The 21,041-nt window shown below is 72.5% G+C and carries 19 protein-coding genes and 1 pseudogene; 10 read left to right on the top strand and 10 right to left on the bottom strand.

Features of this window, described 5'->3' with window-relative positions; translation table 11 throughout:
- Positions 1-14: 14 nt before the first annotated feature.
- Positions 15-452: a cell division protein SepF gene (locus tag ACWC24_RS20960; protein ID WP_351608661.1), complete on the bottom strand. Its 438-nt coding sequence runs from the start codon at positions 450-452 to the stop codon at positions 15-17.
- A gap of 301 nt (positions 453-753) precedes the next feature.
- Here ACWC24_RS20960 and ACWC24_RS20955 point away from each other — a divergent pair, with 301 nt between their 5' ends.
- The 6 genes and pseudogenes from ACWC24_RS20955 to ACWC24_RS20930 all read left to right on the top strand — a co-directional run bounded on the left by ACWC24_RS20955 (position 754) and on the right by ACWC24_RS20930 (position 6,960).
- Entirely contained in the window at positions 754-1,956 is a 1,203-nt protein-coding gene (locus ACWC24_RS20955) for a DUF5685 family protein (RefSeq protein ID WP_450664338.1), read from the top strand.
- Between the two features lie 281 nt (positions 1,957-2,237).
- The gene (locus ACWC24_RS20950) at positions 2,238-3,134 is read left to right on the top strand and encodes a S1 family peptidase (RefSeq protein WP_450664337.1); all 897 of its coding nucleotides are present in this window, start codon (positions 2,238-2,240) and stop codon (positions 3,132-3,134) included.
- Positions 3,135-3,290: 156 nt separating this feature from the next.
- Positions 3,291-4,232: a slipin family protein gene (locus tag ACWC24_RS20945; RefSeq protein ID WP_450664376.1), complete on the top strand. Its 942-nt coding sequence runs from the start codon at positions 3,291-3,293 to the stop codon at positions 4,230-4,232.
- A gap of 200 nt (positions 4,233-4,432) precedes the next feature.
- Positions 4,433-5,386, top strand: coding sequence for a S1 family peptidase (locus ACWC24_RS20940; protein ID WP_450664336.1), 954 nt, complete (start codon positions 4,433-4,435; stop codon positions 5,384-5,386).
- A 285-nt stretch (positions 5,387-5,671) separates the two neighbouring features.
- Positions 5,672-5,884, top strand: a pseudogene (locus ACWC24_RS20935) (MarR family winged helix-turn-helix transcriptional regulator); the annotation flags it as partial.
- Between the two features lie 173 nt (positions 5,885-6,057).
- Positions 6,058-6,960 (top strand): esterase/lipase family protein, encoded by a 903-nt coding sequence (locus tag ACWC24_RS20930; RefSeq protein ID WP_450664335.1) that lies wholly within the window; start codon positions 6,058-6,060, stop codon positions 6,958-6,960.
- Positions 6,961-7,022: 62 nt separating this feature from the next.
- On the opposite strand, the gene ACWC24_RS20925 is transcribed toward ACWC24_RS20930, so the two are convergent.
- Positions 7,023-8,102: a lytic polysaccharide monooxygenase auxiliary activity family 9 protein gene (locus ACWC24_RS20925; RefSeq protein WP_450664334.1), complete on the bottom strand. Its 1,080-nt coding sequence runs from the start codon at positions 8,100-8,102 to the stop codon at positions 7,023-7,025.
- Between the two features lie 167 nt (positions 8,103-8,269).
- Between ACWC24_RS20925 and ACWC24_RS20920 the strand changes: the two genes are divergently transcribed.
- Positions 8,270-8,731, top strand: coding sequence for a GNAT family N-acetyltransferase (locus ACWC24_RS20920; protein WP_450664333.1), 462 nt, complete (start codon positions 8,270-8,272; stop codon positions 8,729-8,731).
- Between the two features lie 40 nt (positions 8,732-8,771).
- On the opposite strand, the gene ACWC24_RS20915 is transcribed toward ACWC24_RS20920, so the two are convergent.
- Positions 8,772-8,906: a hypothetical protein gene (locus ACWC24_RS20915; protein ID WP_152890293.1), complete on the bottom strand. Its 135-nt coding sequence runs from the start codon at positions 8,904-8,906 to the stop codon at positions 8,772-8,774.
- A gap of 139 nt (positions 8,907-9,045) precedes the next feature.
- Here ACWC24_RS20915 and ACWC24_RS20910 point away from each other — a divergent pair, with 139 nt between their 5' ends.
- Positions 9,046-9,723, top strand: coding sequence for a class I SAM-dependent methyltransferase (locus ACWC24_RS20910; RefSeq protein ID WP_450664332.1), 678 nt, complete (start codon positions 9,046-9,048; stop codon positions 9,721-9,723).
- Between the two features lie 55 nt (positions 9,724-9,778).
- Here the strand turns inward: ACWC24_RS20910 and ACWC24_RS20905 are convergent, their stop codons facing one another.
- Both ACWC24_RS20905 and ACWC24_RS20900 read right to left on the bottom strand, forming a co-directional pair.
- The gene (locus tag ACWC24_RS20905; protein WP_450664331.1) at positions 9,779-10,279 is read right to left on the bottom strand and encodes a DUF402 domain-containing protein; all 501 of its coding nucleotides are present in this window, start codon (positions 10,277-10,279) and stop codon (positions 9,779-9,781) included.
- The gene (locus ACWC24_RS20900; RefSeq protein WP_450664330.1) at positions 10,260-11,189 is read right to left on the bottom strand and encodes a GNAT family N-acetyltransferase; all 930 of its coding nucleotides are present in this window, start codon (positions 11,187-11,189) and stop codon (positions 10,260-10,262) included. Before ACWC24_RS20900 ends, ACWC24_RS20905 begins: the two co-directional genes overlap by 20 nt.
- 81 nt (positions 11,190-11,270) lie before the next feature.
- On the opposite strand from ACWC24_RS20900, the gene ACWC24_RS20895 reads away from it, so the two are divergent.
- On the top strand, positions 11,271-11,639 hold the full coding sequence (locus tag ACWC24_RS20895) for a GntR family transcriptional regulator (RefSeq protein ID WP_450664329.1): 369 nt from the start codon (positions 11,271-11,273) through the stop codon (positions 11,637-11,639).
- 15 nt (positions 11,640-11,654) lie between these two features.
- Here the strand turns inward: ACWC24_RS20895 and ACWC24_RS20890 are convergent, their stop codons facing one another.
- On the bottom strand, positions 11,655-12,749 hold the full coding sequence (locus ACWC24_RS20890; protein ID WP_450664328.1) for a DUF5925 domain-containing protein: 1,095 nt from the start codon (positions 12,747-12,749) through the stop codon (positions 11,655-11,657).
- Positions 12,750-13,007: 258 nt separating this feature from the next.
- Between ACWC24_RS20890 and ACWC24_RS20885 the strand changes: the two genes are divergently transcribed.
- Entirely contained in the window at positions 13,008-14,426 is a 1,419-nt protein-coding gene (locus tag ACWC24_RS20885; protein ID WP_450664327.1) for a GH39 family glycosyl hydrolase, read from the top strand.
- 43 nt (positions 14,427-14,469) lie between these two features.
- Here ACWC24_RS20885 and ACWC24_RS20880 read toward each other — a convergent pair whose 3' ends face one another.
- Genes ACWC24_RS20880 through ACWC24_RS20865 form a run of 4 tightly spaced genes read right to left on the bottom strand, consistent with a single transcriptional unit; the run spans position 14,470 to position 20,899 of the window.
- Positions 14,470-18,156 carry a lipopolysaccharide biosynthesis protein gene (locus ACWC24_RS20880; RefSeq protein ID WP_450664326.1) on the bottom strand — a complete coding sequence of 1,229 codons (3,687 nt, stop codon included), beginning with the start codon at positions 18,154-18,156 and terminating at the stop codon, positions 14,470-14,472.
- Positions 18,149-18,949, bottom strand: coding sequence for a polysaccharide deacetylase family protein (locus ACWC24_RS20875; protein WP_450664325.1), 801 nt, complete (start codon positions 18,947-18,949; stop codon positions 18,149-18,151). The genes ACWC24_RS20880 and ACWC24_RS20875 overlap by 8 nt, the downstream gene beginning before the upstream one ends.
- Entirely contained in the window at positions 18,942-20,081 is a 1,140-nt protein-coding gene (locus tag ACWC24_RS20870) for a glycosyltransferase (protein WP_450664324.1), read from the bottom strand. The genes ACWC24_RS20875 and ACWC24_RS20870 overlap by 8 nt, the downstream gene beginning before the upstream one ends.
- A complete protein-coding gene (locus ACWC24_RS20865) occupies positions 20,078-20,899 on the bottom strand; it encodes a glycosyltransferase family 2 protein (protein ID WP_450664323.1) in 822 nt (273 codons plus the stop codon). Before ACWC24_RS20865 ends, ACWC24_RS20870 begins: the two co-directional genes overlap by 4 nt.
- Positions 20,900-21,041 lie beyond the last annotated feature (142 nt).

The raw sequence follows: 21,041 nt of genomic DNA, 5'->3' as shown, positions 1-21,041 counted from the left end.
TGACCGGCCCTGCCTCAGCTCTGGTTGAAGAAGCCGTCGGAACGGCGTGCGGCCGGTTCCCCGCTGACGATCTCGGTGTCGGCGGGGGTCAGCAGGAACACGCGAGTGGACACACGCTCGATCGAGCCGCGCAGTCCGAAGATCAGTCCGGCCGCGAAGTCGACGACGCGCTTGGCGTCGGCGGCCTCCATGGCGGTGAGGTTCATGATGACCGGGACCCCGTCCCGGAACATCTCGCCGATGGCGCGGGCGTCCCGGAAGCTGTCCGGGGTGACCGTGCCGATCCGGCGACCCTTCTCCTCGGCCGTGTCCGTGGCCACCTTGACCCGCGGGTCGGTGACCCAGGCGTCCCCGGAGTCGGTCCCCTCGGAGTAGTCGTCGTCGTAGTAACGCTCGTCATCGTTGTCGTCGACGAGGCCAAGCCAGGCACTCGCCTTGCGCACAGATCCCATGGACGCCTCCTCTCACAGCGGTCTTTCTTGCTATCCGCATCCCTATGGTCGTCCATGATGCGGATGTCGCGCCAAGTGGATAGACGCCGCACGGGGGGTTTGTGACGGTACTGGTGCACAGTCGATCCGTCGAGAGCCCGCGTTCCCCAAGGGGCGTGCTGTATGCGGCTGCTGACTATGAGTGAAATATGATTCTTCGCGGCGGACGGGTGACGAGCGGTGCGTACGGGTGAACGGAGGGCCGGTACGGCAGCCGATACGATGCCGCTGCTCGACACCGTACGGACCACGGGGGGTCGTCGTGTTCGGAATCGTCAGGCCGTGCAGCCACCGTCTCGGTGAGGGGCTGCGCGCCCAGTGGATGGCGCATCTGTGCGGGCTCTGCCTCGCCCTTCGCGCCGACCACGGACAGTTCGCGCGGATCGTGACGAACTACGACGGGCTGCTCATATCGGTTCTGACGGAGGCTCAGCGCCCGGCGGCCGAGGGCGGCGGCCGGCGTACGGCGGGCCCCTGCCCGCTGCGCGGCATGCGCACCGCGTCGGTCGCGGACGGCGAGGGTGCCCGGCTCGCCGCCGCGGTCTCGCTGGTGCTCGCCTCGGCCAAGGTGCACGACCATGTCGCCGACGGGGACGGGCTGCTGGCCCGCAGGCCGGTGGCGCTCGCCGCCCGCCGGGTCGCCCGGAGCTGGGAGCGGGCGGGTGCGCGCGGCGGGAGTGCCGTCGGGTTCGACACCGCCGTGCTCGTCGAGGCGGTGGACCGGCAGTCCGGTCTGGAGACCCTCGCCGGGCCCGGCACGCCGATCCTGACGGTCACCGAACCCACCGAGACCGCCACGGCGGCGGCCTTCGCGCACACCGCGGTGCTGGCCGGACGGCCGGGCAACGCCGCTCCGCTCGCCGAGGCCGGACGGCTGTTCGGGCGGCTCGCGCATCTGCTGGACGCCGTCGAGGACCGGGAGGCCGACGCCGCGTCGGGGGCCTGGAACCCGCTCGCCGCGACCGGCACCCCGCTCGGTGAGGCCCGGCGGCTCGCCGACGACGCGCTGCACGGCATCCGGCTCGCCCTGCGCGAGGTGGAGTTCACGGACGGCCGGCTGGCCCATCTGCTGCTCGCGCACGAGCTGAGGCGGTCGGTGGACCGGACGTTCGGGACGGAAGCCTGCGGGCACGCGCCGGAGGGCGCTTTCACGCCACAGGGGCCGGGATGGGGGCAGCCCGGGTCGGGGAGCGGGCCGGTGCCGGGGAACCCCTATGCGAGTCCCGGCGGGGGCGACCCCTTCGGCGGGCTGCCGCCGAGCCCCGGCAAGCGGGGATTCTGGGCCGGGTGCGCGGTCGCGATCGGGCTCTGCTGCACCTGCAAGGTGTGCTGTGCCGACAGCTACGAAGGCCCCTGGTCGGGCAGGAGGCGCGAGGGGTGTTGCGGCAGTTGTGGTGACTGCGGCGACTGCAGCGGCTGTTGCGACATCTGCGAGTGCTGCGAGTGCTGCGACTGCGGGATCTGAGCGCGCCGGGTGACCCGGCGCGAGCACGGCCTGAGCGTCGCGATCGCCGCGGGGGAGCGGGACTTGGCCTGACGGAGTGGGCAACCGTCCGCAGGCGTAATTAAGTTGAAGGCTGCACGGCCGAAAGGCGCCCTTGCGCGTGTCGGCCGTACGGTCGAATACTCCCCCACAGCGCTTGTCAGGGACACGGCACGTCCGAAATCCGGGCGGCCTTCCCCGGCTGCGCCTCACGGGCCTCGACCCCACGCGGGCCCCCGAATTCCCCTGGGAGGGAACGAAAAGTGAGGATCAAGCGCACCACCCTTCGAAGCGGCATCGCGAGACGGACCCGGCTGATCGCCGTGGCGACCGGATTCGTGGCCGCAGCCGCGTTCGCCGTCCCCACCGCGAGTGCGACCGACGTCCAGACGTTCAGCGCGAACCAGCTCAGCAGCGCCAACCAGTCCGTGCTCAGGTCCGACATCGCGGGCACCGCCTGGGCCGTCGACGCCAAGACGAACCGTGTGGTCGTCACCGTCGACGACACGGTCTCCGCCGCCGAGATCGCACAGATCAAGGCGGACGCGGGCAGCAACGCGGGCGCCCTCACCATCAAGCACACCGCGGGCCAGTTCAAGCGGCTGATCACCGGTGGCGACGCCATCTACGGCGGCGGCTACCGCTGCTCGCTCGGCTTCAACGTGCACAGCGGGAGCACCTACTACTTCCTGACCGCGGGCCACTGCGGCGAGGTCGCCTCCACCTGGTACTCCAACTCCGGTCAGAGCACCGTGCTGGGCACGAACGTCAGCTACAGCTTCCCGACCAACGACTTCGCGCTGGTGCGCTACACCGGCTCGGCCGCGCACCCGAGCGCCGTCGGCAGCCAGACCATCAGCAGCGCGGCCACGCCGAGCGTGGGCACGACCGTCTACCGTCGTGGTTCCACCACCGGTACGCACAGCGGTCGGGTCACCGCGCTGAACGCCACGGTCAACTACGGCAGTGGTGACGTCGTCTACCAGATGATCCAGACCACGGTCTGCGCCGAGGGCGGCGACAGCGGCGGCCCGCTCTACTCGGGCTCCGTGGCCTACGGTCTGACCTCCGGCGGCAGCGGCAACTGCACCTCCGGCGGTACGACGTTCTTCCAGCCGGTCACCGAGGCGCTGAGCTACTACGGCGTCAGCGTCGGCTGACGTTCTGTCCCCGGCCGACGTCCCGGCGAGCCCCCGTACGCAACCGGCGTGCGGGGGCTCGCCCTTGTCCGGGCGCCGGCGTTACCGTCGGACGTGGCGAATGCCGCGGGCGGTACCGGCCCGGGCGGCACCCACGTCGGACCCCGGGGGGTCGTGATGGTCGAGGAGCTGGTGGCGGCGGGAGCGGTGCTCGCGTCCGCCGGAGCGGTGTACATGATGACGGCGGCGCGGGTCGTCAAGCAGTACGAACGGGGCGTGGTGTTCCGGCTCGGGAAACTCCGGCCCGAGGTGCGCGGACCCGGGTTCACGATGATCGTGCCGTTCGTGGACAAGCTCCGCAAGGTCAACATGCAGATCGTCACGATGCCGGTGCCGGGCCAGGAGGGCATCACCAGGGACAACGTGACCGTGCGCGTGGACGCCGTCGTCTACTTCAAGGTGATCGGCCCGGCCGAGGCGGTCGTACGGGTCGAGGACTACCGGTTCGCCGTCGCGCAGATGGCGCAGACCTCGCTGCGGTCCATCATCGGCAAGAGCGAGCTGGACGACCTGCTGTCCAACCGGGAGAAGCTCAACCAGGGTCTCGAGCTGATGATCGACAGCCCGGCCGTGGAGTGGGGTGTCTCCATCGACCGGGTCGAGATCAAGGACGTGTCCCTGCCCGAGACCATGAAGCGCTCCATGGCCCGCCAGGCCGAGGCCGACCGGGAGCGGCGGGCCCGGGTCATCAACGCCGATGCCGAGCTCCAGGCGTCGAAGAAGCTCGCCGAGGCCGCGCAGCAGATGGCCGACACTCCCGCCGCGCTCCAACTGCGGCTGCTGCAGACGGTGGTGGCGGTCGCCGCCGAGAAGAACTCCACGCTCGTCCTGCCCTTCCCGGTGGAGCTGCTGCGCTTCCTGGAGAAGGCCCAGCAGCCGGTACCGGTCCCGCAGCCGGCCCCGGTCCAGCAGCCGACGCCGCTCCAGCAGCCGGTGCCGCAGCCGGCCCCGGTGCCGCCGTCGGCTCCGGTGGTCGAGCTGCCCGTGGAGCAGCAACTTTTCCCGGCCGCAGCCCCCTTGAACACGAATCCCGAAGAGGCAGATTCGAGGCAGGAGTAGACCCCACCGGCCGACGGCGAGTCATCGGGTGGTGAGCCCGGTCGGCGCGCCGGGGCGTGCGAGAGCGGCCGTGCGCGCGCCCCGAAGTCGACCTTGTGTGCTCCCTGTGCGACTCGCGAGAGTTGACGCTCGTCAACCGGCCTTCCGGCCTGTCGGGTCCCCAACGCCCGTCGGGTCGGCCTCCCGCAGGAGGACATGAGTTGAAGTACCGACGCACACCCGGACGCCGTGCGGCCGTGGCGGGTGCGGGTGTCGCCGCGCTGCTCGTCGCGGGAGTCCCTCTCCAGAGTGCGAACGCCGGTGAGCCGGCCGAGGCGTCCCCGCCCGGGATCCTGTCGGCCGCGGCGGCCGGAGATCTCGCCTCGACGCCCGCCGGGAACCTCGCCGGGTCGAGGAGCGCCCGTGCGGTCCTCGCGGACGAGGCGACCGTGCCCGGCACCTCCTGGGTGACCGACCCGCGCACCGGCCGGATCGTCGTCACCGCCGACCGCACCGTCTCCGGCGCCGCGTGGGCCAGGCTCGGCAAGGTCGTCGACCGGCTCGGCCCGGTCGTCGAACTCAGGCGCGGCAACGGAGAGTTCAAGCCCCTGATCGCCGGTGGCGACGCGATCGCGGGTCCGGGCGGCCGCTGCTCGCTCGGCTTCAACGTGGTCAAGGGCGGCCGGCCGTACTTCATCACCGCGGGGCACTGCACCGAGGCGGCCTCCACCTGGACCGATTCCCGTGGCGCCACGATCGGCCGCACCGAGCGGTCCAGCTTCCCGGGCACCGACTTCGGCCTGGTCGAGTACACCGCGGACGTGGCCCACCCCAGCGAGGTCGACCTCCACGACGGGTCCGCGCGGGCCGTCACCGGAGCTGCCGACGCCAGGGTCGGCGAGCGGGTGACCCGCAGCGGTGCGACGACCGGGGTGCGCTCCGGCACGGTCACCGGCCTGGACGCCACCGTGAACTACGGCAACGGCGACACCGTGCGCGGTCTGATCCAGACGGACGTCTGCGCCGAGGCCGGTGACAGCGGCGGCCCGCTCTTCGACGGCGACGTGGCGATCGGCCTCACCTCCGGCGGCAGCGGCGACTGCACCGCGGGCGGCGTGACCTTCTTCCAGCCGGTCACCGGGGCGCTGTCGGCCCTCGGTGCCCGGATCGGCTGACCGGCCGACCCGGCGCGCGGTGTTTGCGCAGGTGAGAGAGGTTCGGAACGGCATCGCACGCGCGTTGGAAAATGGGGGTGCGGCGGTGGCGGGGTAGTTGTGAACGAATATTCGAGAGCTGATCGGGCTCACGGGTGCGGGAGGTGCGGATGCCGGACCGGACCGGCAGAGCAAGTCCGTACGGCCGGAGCGGCGCCGTACCCCCGTGCGCGGCGGTGCCTTCATCGACGAGTCGACACCCCGGGTCACCTTCCCGGCCCGGGCCGGACGATCCGGATGTCCGCGGGGTACGCCGAGCGGCGGCCGCATCCCGGGGACGCGCGGGCCCGGCTCGTCGTGCTGACCGAACGCGGCTGGGCCTGCACCCGGGCGGCGGAGGAGGCGATCGCCGAGATCGTGGGGGAGTGGGCCGGGCTGCTGGGTGAGTCCGAAGTGGGCTTGCTGCGCGATCACTTGGTGCGTATCGCGCCCTACGGGCCGCTCAGGCCTTCCTGGTGACGCTTCGTCCGTTGCGCCCCGACTCTGCCAGTGACCACTGGGAACTTTTTACTGACGCGTAACTTCACACCGGGGCTACTCGCCCGTAACTTGACGGATGAACAGCATCCCGTGATCCGGATCACAGGGCGTAATGCCGTCGTACCCCCCATGAGCCGCAAGGAGATCACCCGATGCTGCCCTGGAAGCGAGTGCTCAGACCGCTTGCCGCGCTGCTGATGACCGCCGCGGTCGCCGCCGTCCCCGCCACCGCCGCCCACGCGTCCGCCGATCGGGCGACCACCGCCCGTGTGTCCGCCGCCGCGAGCGCGGCTCCCAGCCACGGCTGGAACGACTACTCCTGCAAGCCGTCCGCCGCGCACCCCCGCCCGGTGATCCTGGTCCACGGCACCTTCGCCAACTCCGTCGACAACTGGCTGTCCCTCGCCCCCTACCTGGAGAGCCGCGACTACTGCGTCTTCTCCTTCGACTACGGCGAGCTGGCCGGCGTACCCCTCGTCCACGGCCTCGGCCCCATCGACAAGTCGGCCGAGGAGCTGTCCGCCTTCGTCGACAAGGTGCTCGCCGCGACCGGCACCGCCAAGGCCGACCTCGTGGGTCACTCGCAGGGCGGCATGATGCCCCGCTACTACCTGAAGTTCCTCGGCGGCGCCGCCAAGGTGAACGCCCTCGTCGGCATCGCGCCCAACAGCCACGGCACCACCCTCAGCGGACTCGCCAAGCTGCTGCCGTACTTCCCCGGCGCCGAGGACCTGCTCACCCTGGCCACCCCCGCACTCGCCCAGCAGGTCGTCGGGTCCGACTTCATGACCAGGCTCAACCAGGGCGGCGACACCGTGCCCGGCGTCCACTACACGGTCATCGCCAGCAAGTACGACGAGGTCGTCACCCCGTACCAGAGCCAGTTCCTGAGCGGGTCCGACGTGAAGAACGTGCTGATCCAGGACCTGTGCTCGCTCGACCTCTCGGAACACGCGCTGCTCGGCGTGACCGACCGGATCGCCTTCCACGAGGTGGCGAACGCCCTCGACCCGGCCCACGCCAGCCCCACCACCTGCGCGTCGGTCCTCAGCTGACACGCGGTCGTTCCGCCGGGGCCTGTCCGGCCTGAGCCGCCGGTCAGGCCCCGGAGTCCTGTTCAGCGGCCGTGCCGGCCACCGCTCACCGCACGCCGTCGCACCGAGGCGAACAGCGCGGCCGCGCCCAGCGCCAGCGCCGCCGCGCCGCCGACCGCGAAGTACGGGGTACGGGGGTCGCCGCCGGTCTCGGCCAGGTTCTCGCCGACGACCGCGGCCTTCGGGTCATTGGCGGCCGTCGTCCGCGCGGCCGGTGCCGCCGCTTCGGTGGCCGGCTGCGCGGACGACGGAGCGGTGGCCTCCGCGGTGACCCCGGTGGTCGCCCCGGTGGTCGGCTCCGCGGACGTACGGGCGTCGTCGTCCCCGTGGCCGTGGTGCTCGATCGTCGACTTGTCGGCACCGGCCTCGATCTGCCGCTCGGAGGGCGCGGAGGCGGCCGGGGCCGCGACGGAACCGCTGCCCGTCGAGCCGCTGCCGCCCGTCGAGCCACCGGTTCCGGCCGAGCCGCCGCCGAAGGCGACGTCGGAGCAGGAGTAGAACGCCTCCGGGCTGTCCGAGCGCTGCCAGACCGCGTACAGCAGCTGCTTGCCCGCACGCTCGGGGAGGGTCCCGGAGAACGTGTAGAAGCCGCCCGTGGCGACCGGGTCCGTGGCCGTCGCCACCGGGTGCTCCAGGTCCAGGTCGGACCAGGCCAGCGGCTTGGTGGGGTCGTAGCCGGCCTTGGTGAGGTACACCTTGAAAGTGCCCTTGTGCGGGGCGGTCACGCGGTACTTGAAGGTGTACGAGCCGCTGCGTACGGCGGTCGCCGGCCAGTCGGCGCGGGGCAGGTCCAGGCCCTTGAACTCGTCGTTGTTCGCGCTGCACAGCCTGCCGTCCGGGATGAGCGCCTGGTGCTGCCCGTTCGCGTCGCCGATCCGGATGCCGTTCCAGTCGTAGAGCGCCTGGGTGCCGCCGGCCGCGACCGCCGCCCTGCAGGCGTCCGACTTCGGGCTCTCGGGGCCCTCCGCGTAGCACTGGGCGACCCGGCTGACCGGGTCGCCCATCGAGCCGTGCGCGGACGCGGGGGCGGCCGCGAGGGCGGTCAGGGCGAGCGGGGCCGTGCCCAGCGCGGCGGCGACGGCGAGCTTGCGGCGAGCAGGCATGGGGGAACTCCTCGAAACGGTCCTTCGGGCGGGCTGGATCCCGTGGGGTGATCAGCAAGTTAGCCCCGGAAAGCCGTGGAATCGCCTGCTGAGGGCGATCGACGGAGATCCTTAGGTTCGTCTTAAGGGAGTGCTCAGGCTGGGATCAGGTAGGTACCGTGCACGGCATGACGCACGAGGGGATCAGGCCTGCCGTGGCCGCCGACGTACCGGCCGTGCGGGCCGTGACCGACGCGGCCTACCACCGCTACATCGAGCGGATCGGTGTGGTGCCGCAGCCGATGGAGGCGGACCACGCGGCGAACGTGGCCGCGGGCCGGGTGTTCGTCACCGTCGGCCCCGGGACCGCCGAGGTGACCGGCCTCGTCGTGCTGGAGACGCACGAGGACCATCTGTTCCTCGACAGCATCGCCGTCCACCCCGACGCGCAGGGCGGCGGGGTGGGGCGGCGACTGCTGGAGTTCGTGGACGCACGCGCGCGTGAGCTGGGCCTGCCCGAGGTCAGGCTCTACACGAACGCGCTGATGTGGGAGAACCAGGAGATCTACCCGAAGTACGGGTACGAGGTCGTGGAACGCCGCGTCGACGGGCCCTACGACCGTGTCCACTACCGCAAGCGACTGCGCTGACCGTGCCGACTGCGCCGACCGGCCCGCGGGGCCGGTCCGGTCAGCCGTCCGGCCACCAGGTCCGGGCGATCTCCTTGCGGACCTCGGGCCGCTGGTCGGGGCGCGCCTCGGCGTCCTCGCGGACTCGTCGGCCGTCCGTCTTCCTCAGGGGCTTCTGCACGGTGATGCGGCGCATGGCTGCCTCCTTCGAGTGCCTGCCGTGGCCCGTGTCCTCACGGGGGCAGACGCTTTCGGGGAGAGTTCCTCATCGGCGGCCGTCTGTCAGTGGCCGGGGTCACCATTCGATTGTCAGTGGTGGGTGTCACGCTTGCCGCATGACGGATGGGATCACTGACGACACCACGGGCCGGATCACCGGGGACGGCACGGCCGGGAGCACGGCCGGCACCGCCGTGACCTCGGTGGACGTGGACTGGGACGCGCAGGCCGCCACCTTCGACGACGAGCCCGACCACGGACTGCGGGACCCCCTGGTGCGGGACGCCTGGGCGCGGCGGCTGCGCGACTGGCTGCCCGCACGGGCCGGGCACGTGCTCGACCTCGGCTGCGGCACCGGCAGCCTGTCGCTCCTCGCGGCCGAGCAGGGACACCGGGTCACCGGCGTCGACCGGTCCGCGGCCATGGTGGACCTCGCGCGCCACAAGCTCACCGGGCGTGACGCCGTGTTCCTCGTCGGCGACGCGGCGGCCCCGCCGGTGGACGAGCGGGGCTTCGACACCGTCCTCGTACGGCATCTGCTGTGGGCCCTGCCCGACCCCGGCCGAGCCCTGCGGCACTGGCGGGGCCTGCTGTGCCCCGGGGGCGGCCGGCTCGTGCTGGTCGAGGGCGTGTGGGGCACCCTCGACCCGGTCGGCATACCCGCCGAGCGGCTCCTGTCCCTCGTGACGCCGTGGGCCGACGAGGTGCGCCTGGAGCGCCTGTCGGACGACGTGCTGCTGTGGGGCAAGGAAGTGACGGACGAGCGGTACGCGGTGGTGGCGACGCTCCGCTGAGTCCGGCGACAGCCCTCCGTCGCTTCGGGCAAGTCGACGGGCAGGCGGACAGCTCCTAGACCAGCAGTTCGTCGAAGCCGCCCTCGCGGGCCAGTCGCTCCAGCTCGTCGAGGGCGGCCACGGCGGCGGCCGCGGCCGCCGGGTCCCGCCCGGTCAGACCGCTCTCCTCGAACTCGTCCTCGTCCAGGCGCCGTACGTCGTGGCCGTCGGCGGAGCGCCACAGGTCCAGGTCGAGGTCCTCCACGACCAGTTCGGCGCCGGAGAGGGCCGCGGGCCGGGCGATGTCGCAGTACCACCCCTTGAGCGCGCCCACCGGGTCACGCAGCTCCTTCACCGAGTACCAGCGGTCCCGCCAGTAGTACTCGGTGAAGACGTCCCCCGGCTCGAAGCGCACGAAGCCGAAGTCGCGGACGGCCCCGCTCGCGAACGGCGCGCGTACGACGATCCGGGTGCCGTCGTCCTGGAGCAGCTCCGCGGGGTAACGGATCTTCGTCCGGCCGGCCTTGACCAGGACGACCTCCACCGTGCGGGCCGTGTCAGCCGAGTTCGCGGACATACCGCACCTCCGTTGCGCAGATCTCGTATCCGAACCATGCGTTGATCGCGAGCATCGGGTCGTTGCCCGCGTCGTTGCCCGTGAACGCCTCCGTGCAGCCGGCCGCGCGGGCGCGGTGCAGGGAGGCGGTCTTGGCGAGTTTGGCCAGGCCCCGGCCGCGGAAGGCACGGTCCGTGGTGGTCATGGCGCTGGAGTACCGGGTCGCGCCGTCGGTGTGGGCCGCGCTGAGGGCGGCGGGGCGGCCGTCGACCAGCACGACCGAGGTCAGCTCAAGGCTGAGGAGCGGGTGGTTCCAGGTCTCGTCGAGCCAGGCCGCGTAGTCGGTGAACGCGAGGTCGATGTCGCTCGGTTCGTCCGACGCCCCCTGCGCGTCCAGCTCGAACAGCGGGCGCGGATCGGCCGCGAAGTCGGCGGCCGTGCGCAGTTCGACGCCCGGCGGCAGGTCCGGCAGGTCCGGCAGCGTGCCGTGGGCGAGGTCGAGGCGCAGGAAGTGCGCGGAGCGGCTCGCCCGGTAGCCGCGCCGTTCGGCGAAGGTGCGGTTGTCCGGTTCGTCCAGGACCCAACTGAACAGCCTGGTCGCGCCCTCGGTCATGAGGTGCTTCTCGGCGGCCCGCGTCAGCAGCGAACCCGCGCCGCTCCGCGATCGCCCGGGGTCCACGTACACGTTGAGGTAGCCCTGCCCCGGTTCCGGGCTCTCGTGCGCCAGGCCCACCTGGGCCGTGCCGACGATCTCGCCGTCCTCCTCGGCGACCAACTGCCGGAAACGGGCGGCGGGGTGGGTGCGGGTGAGGTCGTGCACCAGTGACTCCGGGGTGGAGACCATGAAGGGCAGCTTCAGCCGCCGGACCCGGGAGAAACCCTCGGCGTCCGCCCGGACCCCGGCTCGGACATCACGCACGATCATCGTCATGGAGGCGCACGCTACGTGGGCGTCGAACGGAACGCCTCCCATTTTCGGGCGCGGCGGCGGTGGGTGCGGGACAATCACCCCGTGACCTTGAAGATCGACATCGATGACGGCGCCCCGCCGTACGAGCAGGTACGGGCGCAGATCTCCGAGCAGGCGCGGTCGGGGGTGCTGCCGGTGGGGTTCCGGCTGCCGACCGTGCGCGGGCTGGCCGAGTCGCTGGGCCTGGCGGTGAACACGGTGGCCAAGGCCTACCGGGCGCTGGAGGCGGACGGCGTGATCGAGACGCGCGGGCGGCACGGGACGTACGTCGCGGCGGCCGGGGCGGCCGCGGAGCGGGAGCTGGCGTCGGCCGCGCAGGCGTACGTGGAGCGGGCCCGACGGCTCGGGCTCACCGAGGCGGACGCGCTGGCCGCCGTACGGGACGCCCTGCGGGCGGCGTACGGCGGCTGACGGCAGCCCGGGGTTCTACAGGTAGAGCCCCGCGTCCACCCCGTCCCGCGGCTCCGGGACCGATGCCGGGGTCGTCCCGCGCCGCAGGGCGTACAGCTCCGCCAGGGTCGCCCCGTCCCGGCCGACGCCCTCCTCGGTGCCCAGCCAGTCCACCGCCTCCGCGCGGGTCAGCCTGCCGACCTCGATCCGGGCCAGACAGCGGCCGGGGCGGACGACGGCCGGGTGCAGGCGTTCCAGGTCCTCGTTGGTCGTGACCCCGACCAGGACGTTGCGGCCCTGGCCGAGCAGACCGTCGGTCAGGTTCAGCAGCCTGGACAGGGCCTGCCCGGCCGTGTGCTTGGCCTCGCCGCGGATCAGTTCGTCGCAGTCCTCCAGGAGCAGCAGCCGCCAGCGGCCCTTGCCCGTGGAGTCGTCCTCGCCGATCGCGATGTCCATCAGATAGCCGACGTCGCTGAACAGCCGCTCCGGGTCCAGCACGCAGTCCACCTGGCACCACTCCCGCCAGGACCGGGCCAGCGTGCGCAGCGCCGAGGTCTTGCCGGTGCCGGGCGGGCCGTGCAGCAGGAGCAGCCGGCCGGCGATGTCCTCGGGGGTCGTGGTCATCAGGCGGTCCATCGCGCCGGCCACCGGAGCGGTGTAGTTGGCCCGCACGTCCTCCCAGGTGCCCGCCGAGATCTGTCGGGTGGTGCGGTGCGGGCCCCGTCGCGGGGACACGTACCAGAAGCCCATCGTGACGTTCTCCGGCTGCGGCTCCGGTTCGTCCGTGGCGCCGTCGGTCGCCTGGTCCAGGACCTTCTGGGCGAGCTCGGCGCTGGTCGCCGTGACCGTGACGTCGGCCCCCCGGTTCCAGCGGGAGACGAGCAGGGTCCAGCCATCGCCCTCGGCCAGGGTGGCGCTGCGGTCGTCGTCGCGGGCGATGCGCAGCACCCGGGCGTCCGGCGGCAGCAGTGACGCGCCGGACCGCACCCGTTCGATGTTCGACGCGTGCGAGAACGGCTGCTCGCCCGTCGCGAAGCGGCCGAGGAACAGTGCGTCGACGACGTCGGAAGGGGAGTCGGAGTCGTCGACGTTGAGCCGGATCGGCAGCGCGTCGTGCGGGTTCGCTGACATGCCGCCATGATCCGGCACACGGGCGCCGAGTGCACCCGGTTTCCGCGCTGCGCGTGAAGTGTCGGGCGTGTTCCCCACGTCCGGGGTAGTCCGCCGCCGCCCGCTGTCTCCCGTCATGTCCGGTGAGTCCTGTCATGTCACGTCCCGTTCCTGCTCGGAGTGCCGCGCGCTCGGTGTGCCTCGCCCGCGTCCTGTCACCGGTCTGTGCCTCGACTGCACCTGCCCGTACAGCCGTTCACGCCGTTAGTGTTGTCCTTGATGGGACGTCATGAGTGGAATTCGGGGGCTCGGCGGTGGCGGCTCACCGCGCTGCTCGGCGCGGCCGTGGCCGCACTGGCTCTGGTCGTGACCTTGATCAACACACTGCCGGGGGGCGGCGACACCGCGGGCACCACGTCCGACGGCGCCGAGGTGCACGGCACCCCCGCCACCCCGGCGCGGGCGCCGCGGCCGGAGGTCGGCTGGGGCTTCACCCACACCCAGTTCAGCGCCGACGAGGGCAGCGGGGCCGCCACCCGGCGGGTCGAGGGCCTGCTGTCGAAGAGCGGGGACCTGCCGCAGAACCAGGCCATCATGGGCTGGGGGGCCGACAACCCCGAGCCGGTGAAGGGGCGTTACGACTTCGCCGCGCTGGATCGCCGGATCGACTTCGTACGTGCCTCCGGCGGCACCCCGGTCATCACCCTGTGCTGCTCGCCGGACTGGATGAAGGGCGGCCGGGCGGGCGCGGGCCGGACCGACTGGAGCCAGGCCGCGCTGGAGACCGCCCCCCGGCCCGAGAACTACGCGGACTTCGCCGCGCTCGCCGCGACCGTCGCCCGGCGCTACCCCGACGTGCGCCACTTCGTCGTCTGGAACGAGTTCAAGGGCTTCTGGAACGACGCCGAGGGCCGCTGGGACTACGAGGGGTACACCCGCCTCTACAACCTTGTTTACGAGGCCCTGAAGAAGGTCGACAAGGACATCATGGTCGGCGGCCCGTACCTGGTGATGGACAGTGTGGACCCGCGCGCCGAGGAGGCCTCGACGGCCCTGGCGGGCCCGTGGGGCGCGATGGACCGGCGGGTCCTCGACGCCTTCGCCTACTGGAACCGGCACAAGGCAGGCGCGGACTTCGTCGTCGTCGACGGCTCCAGCTACACCAAGGACGACGAGCTGCTGCCCGACGCGTTCGGCGCCACCGACAAGCTCACCGCCGTCGGCGCCTGGGTGCGACGGCGGACCGGCGGCCTGCCCCTGTGGTGGGCGGAGTACTACGTCGAACCCGCCGACGGCGACGACGACCGCAAGGGCTGGCCGGAGAACCGCCGGGTCGCCGTGCAGGCCGCCGGGATGATCGCCATGGTCAAGGGTGGTGCCTCCTCCGGCTTCTACTGGAACCCGGAGGACGAGAAGGGCCCCGGCTGCCCCGGCTGCCTGTGGACACCGACCGACCGCGCGGACGGCGGCGCGCAGTTGCCCATGTACGGTCTGGTCTCCCGGTTCGGCGAGGAGTTCCCGCCGGGTACGCGGTACGACACCGTGTCCGTCGCCGCGGACGACGTGCCCAACGTCCGGGTCCTGGCCACCGACAGGGCCGTCCTGGTGGTGAACATCCGCGACCGGCCGATCAGCGCGCAGGTCGACGGACGACGGTTCGAGATGCGGGCGTACGAGGTGAAGTGGCTCACCAGGTGAGCACCGGGGGAGCAGCCGGTGCGCACCCGGTGAGCCGCCGTGCTCACTTCATCGTGAGGAACCGCTGCACCAGCGCCGCGCACAGGACCGCCAGCAGCGGCAGGGCGAACCAGAAGCCGCTCCGCAACCGGCGCCGTTGCCGCACGCCCGGCCGGCCGGCGACCCGCAGCACCTCGCGCGCCGTCAGCAGCAGGATCAGCACGACGGCCGCCGACGCCCCGACCACCGACCAGGGCGTCCAGGTGATCTGCGGCCCGATCGGGCCCGGGTCGGCCCCGGGCACCTCGCCCGCGGGCCGGTCACGCAGCGCGTACATGGTCACGTCGTCGTTGACCAGGACCTTCCTCAGCTCCGGCCGCCCGTCCAGGTTCGCCAGCAGGCGCGGCTCCCAGTACGTCGAGTAGCCCACGTCCAGTTCGAGGTAGACGACCTGGCTGCGGTTGACCATGAGGTACGAGTTCGGGCCCGCCTCCTCGAGCGCCTCGACCAGGCCCGAAACCAGGACCGGGTCGGCGGGCGCCAGGGTCGGCACGTACTGGACCTTCTCCATGTCCTTGGTGCCCCAAGGCATCGCCGGGGTCACGTTGTTCTCGGTGTCGTTGCTCAGCCACAGCAGGCGCACGGTCGGATCGTCGTGGGCGTAGACGTAGTCCATCGCGGCGACCTCGCCCGGCCGGATCCGCTCGAACGACTCGTTGCCCCAACGGGCCACCAGGAAGCCGCCCATGAGGACCAGCCCCGCCAGCAGCGCCGCCGCCGGGGCGAGGCTCGCCCGGTCCCGGCCGCGTTCCTCGCCGGTGGCCCCGGTGCGCGGGAAGAGCGCGAGCCCGGCCAGCAGGGCCGCGCCCGGCAGGGCGAACATGAAGACGCGCAGTGCCATCTCCCCGCCGTACGACTGCATGCCGAAGCCGAGGAACGGGACGAAGGCGAGCACGAGCAGCGACCGCTCGCGGTACCTGTGCGCGCGCCGCCGCCACCAGCCCCAGCAGGCGAACGCCATGACCCCGCCGGCCAGCAGCACCCGCGCGTACAGCACCAGCTTGTGGGTGGAACTGCCGCCCTGGATACGGCCGGAGACGGACGTCGACACATTGCTGCCGACCCCTCCGACCCCGCCGAACAGCTCGTCGAAGTGACCGGACCAGTACGGCTCGGCCATGAAGCCCACCCAGGTCGCCACGATCACCGCGAACAGCAGCGGCAGACCACGCAGTTCGCAGCGGCCGAGCAGGACGAGGAAGGTCAGCACGCCCAGCATCACGAACGGGGTCAGCTGGTGGGCGGGCACGCTCGCCGCGAACAGGCCGATGAGCACCGCGAGCAGCACCGCCCGCCGACGGCGGTCGGCCGGTTCGACCTCCGCCTCCCCGGGCCGCCGCTCGGTCCACGGCACGTGCGGGGGACGGAACCAGACCAGCAGGATCGCCACGAAGGCGAGATACAGCAGGAAGGTGAAGCCCTGCGGGGAGAAGTAGTCCTGGCCGACCCAGCCGCTGAGCACGAAGACCCAGACGCCGGTCCACTTGGCCCGCCAGCTCGCCCGCATCGAGCGGACCAGCAGGAACATCGGTGCCAGATAGAGGAGTTGGATGGCCGTCGGCCACCAGCGGATCAGCTCGGTGCGGTCGTCGACCCCGCACGCCTTCAGCACGAACGCGGCCGCCGCGAAGAAGCCCGGCCAGCTCCAGCGGGCGTCCAGGTCGGGCACGGCCGCACCGGTCCGGTCGATGTAGTCGAGGAAGCCGAGGTGCTGCCAGGCGGTCGCGAACCGGGGCTCGGTCTCGATCACGGCGGGCAGCGCGTGCAGCGAGACGACCGTGGCGAGCAGCGTGACCAGCAGCAGCGCCCGGTGCTCACGGCCGCGCCGGAGCAGTGCCGCGAAGACCACGACCAGCAGCGCCGCGCCGATCAGCGTGGGCGGCGGCAGTACCGAGATCAGCCCGAGCCCGCCCATCCCGTCCAGGTCGGCGTCGGAGAGCCGCAGCACGGGCGCCCAGTAGAGCAGCAGCGCGGCGGTCAGCAGGCAGCCCAGGAGCACCCCGGGGCGGCTGGGCAGCAGCCGCTCGCGCCAGGGCCGCGGCGCGGCGGGTCCGCCGGGGGGCTGCCCGTCCGGGGCGGCGGCGGGATCCTCCCGTACCGGTTCGGTCCCGACTGCACCGCCGGACCCGGTGCCGAGGACGGGCGTACCGGCGGGCGGGGTGCCCGGACCCGGGCGGACGTCGGGCCGGCGCTCCTGGTGGTCGAAGTCGACGCGGACGCCGAGCGCGAGCGTGTCGGAGTCCGGCGCCCGGGCGGGCCCGCGACGGCGCGGTGCCCCCGCGGCGGGGACCTCGCACGCCCCCAGGTCGGCGAGGTCCCCGTCGGGAGCGGCGGTCCAGGGCGACGCGACGGGCGTCGCCCTGACCGTCCGGTACAGCCGCGGCGCGGCCAGCGCCACGATCACCGCGAGGCTGGCGATCTCGGCGACGCCCGCCCCGACCAGTCCCATGCGCGGCAGCAGCAACAGTGTCAGGCCGAGCACCAGGAAGCACAACAGGCCCTGGAGCCACGCGAGTCCACCGGTGCGGCTCTGGGCGCGCAGCACCGCGAAGTACGTCTCCATCACCACCCGCAGCACCGCGCCGACGGCGAACCAGCGCAGCAGCCCGGTGGCCGCGTCCGCGTAGCCCGCGCCGAACACGCCCAGGATCCAGGGCGCGCCGACGAACAGCGCACCGCTGACCGGCAGCGTGATCCGCGCCATCCGCCGCAGCGCGGCCCGGGTGTCGGCGGCGAGCCGGGCCGGGTCGTGCGAGCCCTCGACGGTCAGCGAGGCGCCCATGTTGATGGCGAGCAGATTGACCGTGCCGCCTATGGTCGTGGTGATGTAGAAGTACGCGTTGTCCGCGGAGCTGACCTGCGAGGCGATGATCACCGGGACGAGATAGACCACGGCGAGCGAGAACAGCGAACCGGTGCAGTCGCCGGAGAGGAACCGTCCGATCTCCCTCGGGGTGGGCGGGCTCGCCTGCCGCTCGGTCGCCCGGACGTGCCGGGGCACCAGCCGGCGGAACACCAGCCAGCCCAGCGGCAGCACGGAGGTGGCGATCGCGGCGACCCAGGACACGAAGACGCCCGTGGTCGGCAGCGCCGTCGCGAACGCGACCAGCAGCCCCAGCTTGACGGCCGAGAACGCGGTGTTGCCGACCGGTACCCACAGGGCGCTGCGCAGTCCGGTCAGCACCCCGTCCTGGAGGGTGAGCAGGTTCCAGGCGACGACCGCCACCACGAAACCGAGCCCGTTGAGCGGCCCGTGCAGGAAGCGGTACGACGGCCCCCACACGTCCAGGGTCAGCAGGAAGACGCCCGCGGCCAGCGCCACGACCGCCGAACTTCCCGCGTAGGTAACGGAGATGAGTCGGCGCGTGGCCCGGCCGGCGATCGGGATGAAGCGGGCCAGCGCGCCGGTCAGGGTCACCGCGGTCAGGCCCGCGAGGAGTTTCATCGCGGCGATCGCGGCGGACCCCTGACCGACCGCGGACTCGGAGTAGTAGCGGGCGGCGGCCAGCCAGAAGCCGAGCCCGAGCACCGCGCTGATGCCGGTGTTGAGCATCAGCGCGTAGGCGTTGCGGAACAGTTGACTGCCGCCGCCCGGGGAGCTGCCCAGGCCGGGCAGACGCAGTCGGCGGGGTGGCCGCACGGGCGGCTCGGTCGCGGTCGACGCCTCCTGGGCCGTGGTGGTGTCAGACACGGGAGCGGTCGGCCTTCCGGCGGATCCGGCGGGCTCTGCGGACCATCGCGTACCCCTTGGTGAGGGCACGGTCCGCGGCGAAGGTGCGGGCGATCGCGCGGCCCTCGACGAGCCGCCCGAACTCCTCGATGCCGGTGTCGCGGCGCACCGTGACGCGTTGCAGGGCGTAGGGCCCCTGGCGGCGGCGGGCGAGACCGTTGCCGACGGCGAGCGCCTGGGCGAAGCCGTGGGCGCGCACCGCCTGCCGCACCCGGCGGCTGGAGTAGCCGTACGGATAGGCGAACGACACCGGCGGGGCGCCCAGTTCGTCGGCGACGATGTCCCGGCAGCGGGTCAGCTCGTCCCGCAGGTCGTCCTCGTCGAGCTGGTCGAGCTGCGGATGGCTGTGGCTGTGGCCGCCGATCTCGACGTCCGCGCCGGCCAGCTCGCGCACCTGGTCCCAGTCCAGCATCCGGTCCAGGCCGCCGCCGGTGTCGTACGCGCCCCGCAACCAGCCGGTGGACACGAACAGGGTGGCCGCGAAGCCGTGCTCGGCCAGGACCGGCAGGGCGTGCCGGTGCACGCCCTCGTAGCCGTCGTCGAAGGTGATCAGCACGGGCCGCGCGGGCAGCGGCCGGCCGGAGCGCCAACGAGCGGCCAGCTCGGCCGTGGCGAGCGGGGTCAGGCCCAGATCGCCGACGAGCGCCATCTGCTCGGCGAACGCCTCCGGGGCGACCGACAGGGTGCGGGTGGCGTCGCCGGGGTCGGCCGCGACCGCGTGGTACATCAGGATGGGCACGGACGGTTCAGCCATCTGTTTCCTCCGTGCTCCCCCAGAGCGTCCCGGTCTGCCGGGTCGTCCCGTTCTTCCGGACCGTCCGGGGTTGGTGGGCCGTCCCGTTCTTCCGGACCGGCCAGGGCTGGTGGGCCGTCCCGTGCCCCTGGACCGCCCCGGTCCGCCCGGCGGGCGCCCCGATCCGCGGCACCGAGAAGACGGCGGCCCCGCCCCCGCGGGTCCGGATCCGGCCCACGACATACCCGCCGGCCGCCGTGAGCACCCCGGCGACGATCGCGCCGGCCCGGCCCGCGCCGCCCGGCCGCGCCAGCAGCGCGTCCCGCAGGCCGCGCGCCACCCCGGCCGGCAACACCCTGGTGGCGTAACGGCGTTCGGACTCCAGGCCCTTGGCGGCGCCGACGCTGCGGGAGACCAGGGCCTTGGACAGGCCCTCCGCGTAGGCGCGGGTGCGGAAGTACCCGAAGCGCTCGCGCGTCGCGGGCACCCGGTGGTGGATCACCGCGCGGTCGTCGATCAACAGGACCGCGTCCGGCCTGACCCGGGCGAGCCGGATGCACAGCTCCGTCTCCTCGCAGCCCAGCGGCCGCCGGTCGCCGTCCCGGCCGATGCCGGTGGCGAAGCCGCCCGCCGCGTCGAACGCGGTGCGGCGGAAGGAGGCGTTGCCGCCGAGGACGTTGCGCACCCGGACCCGGCCCGTCGGCAGGCCCCGGTAGGTGCAGCCCACCACCCAGTCGAACTCCTCCGGGAACCAGGCGGGCCGGCGCCCCGACGCCCAGATCGGCACCGTACGGCCGCCGACCGCCAGCACGCGCGGGTCGGCGTACCCCTCGGCGAAGCGGCGCAGCCAGTCCCGCTCGGCCACGGCGTCGTCGTCGAGGAAGGCGACGACCTCGCCGTGCGAGACGGCGATGCCGGTGTTGCGGCCCGCGGACAGTCCGCGGGGTCCGGCGTTGGCGAGGACGCGCACTCCGTCGGTGTCCTCGTACTCCTCGCTCAGGCGGTCCAGGAGCGCCGCGTTGTGGTCGACGACCAGCAGCGTCTCCCGGGCCGGACGGGACTGCGCGCGCACGGAGGCGACCGCCGCGAGGATGTCCTCCCAGCGGTCCTCCGTGTAGACGCAGATCACGACGGAGATGTCGGGACCGCTCAAGACACCTCTCCCCGGGCCGAGTCGAGCATCGGGGAGTGGTGGCTCCGGCGGCGCAGTTCCCGCCGGTTGGAGCGCTCGCCGAGGATCACCCTGAGCACCCGCAGTCCGTCCCGGACGGCGCGCAGATTGCTCGTGCCGTGGATGCGGAGGTACTCGTGGCTCGGGATCTCCTGCACCTTCAGACCCGCCTTGACCACCCGGATGTTCATCAGGGTCTCGACCTCGAAGCCCGTGCAGGCGAGGTCGATCTTGTCGAGGCAGTGCCGCCAGAACGCGTTGTAGCCGTAGCACAGATCGGTGTAGCGGGCGCCGAACTTGCGGTTGACGACCGTGCACAGCGCCCAGTTGCCGAGCTTTCGGACGAAGGTCATGTCGTCGGTGCCGCCGCCGTTGGCGAAGCGTGAACCCTTGGCGAAGTCCGCGCCCGAGACGAGGGCGGAGACGTACGACAGGATCTCGTTGCCGTCGGCCGAGCCGTCCGCGTCGACCATCACGATGATGTCGCCGGTGCACGCCTCGAAGCCGGTGATCAGGGCATCCCCCTTGCCCTTGCCGTCCTGCGCGACGACCCGGACCCCGGGCCATAAGTCGCGGGCGACCTCTACGGTGCCGTCGGTGGAGTTGCCGTCCACCAGGACCACTTCGTGGATCCAGTCCGGCAGGGTCTTGAAGACGTACGGCAGGTTCTCCGCCTCGTTCATGGCGGGTATGACCACGCTCACCGGTGGCGCGATGGCCAGGTGGGAGGAGACCGGCCGGTAATGGCCGGCCGTCGTCGGATCCTGGCCCGATGCGGGCGGGCGCAGAACTGAACTCATGAGTCTGGTCCCTCTCGTCCGGTGGACCGCCCGCCCCTGGGCGGCCCGGCTGTGTGTCCGGTTCGAAAGGGGGGTTTCTCCCCCACGGCACGACACGATCACTCTCCGTACACGTGGATGAGCAGGCAAAGCTGACCGGTCC

It is taken from the genome of Streptomyces sp. NPDC001443, assembly GCF_053597355.1.
Note: the sequence above shows the minus strand (reverse complement) of the source record. Positions and strands in the feature narration are given on the sequence as shown.

Bases quoted from the DNA above. Each gene is read 5' to 3' on its own strand.
- ACWC24_RS20865 (WP_450664323.1), bottom strand. From the start codon at position 20,899: ATGAGTTCAGTTCTGCGCCCGCCCGCATCGGGCCAGGATCCGACGACG.
- ACWC24_RS20905 (WP_450664331.1), bottom strand. From the start codon at position 10,279: ATGTCCGCGAACTCGGCTGACACGGCCCGCACGGTGGAGGTCGTCCTG.
- ACWC24_RS20920 (WP_450664333.1), top strand. From the start codon at position 8,270: ATGACGCACGAGGGGATCAGGCCTGCCGTGGCCGCCGACGTACCGGCC.
- ACWC24_RS20945 (WP_450664376.1), top strand. From the start codon at position 3,291: ATGGTCGAGGAGCTGGTGGCGGCGGGAGCGGTGCTCGCGTCCGCCGGA.
- ACWC24_RS20885 (WP_450664327.1), top strand. From the start codon at position 13,008: ATGGGACGTCATGAGTGGAATTCGGGGGCTCGGCGGTGGCGGCTCACC.
- ACWC24_RS20925 (WP_450664334.1), bottom strand. From the start codon at position 8,102: ATGCCTGCTCGCCGCAAGCTCGCCGTCGCCGCCGCGCTGGGCACGGCC.
- ACWC24_RS20875 (WP_450664325.1), bottom strand. From the start codon at position 18,949: ATGGCTGAACCGTCCGTGCCCATCCTGATGTACCACGCGGTCGCGGCC.
- ACWC24_RS20960 (WP_351608661.1), bottom strand. From the start codon at position 452: ATGGGATCTGTGCGCAAGGCGAGTGCCTGGCTTGGCCTCGTCGACGAC.
- ACWC24_RS20910 (WP_450664332.1), top strand. From the start codon at position 9,046: ATGACGGATGGGATCACTGACGACACCACGGGCCGGATCACCGGGGAC.
- ACWC24_RS20900 (WP_450664330.1), bottom strand. From the start codon at position 11,189: ATGACGATGATCGTGCGTGATGTCCGAGCCGGGGTCCGGGCGGACGCC.
- ACWC24_RS20890 (WP_450664328.1), bottom strand. From the start codon at position 12,749: ATGTCAGCGAACCCGCACGACGCGCTGCCGATCCGGCTCAACGTCGAC.
- ACWC24_RS20915 (WP_152890293.1), bottom strand. From the start codon at position 8,906: ATGCGCCGCATCACCGTGCAGAAGCCCCTGAGGAAGACGGACGGCCGA.
- ACWC24_RS20930 (WP_450664335.1), top strand. From the start codon at position 6,058: ATGCTGCCCTGGAAGCGAGTGCTCAGACCGCTTGCCGCGCTGCTGATG.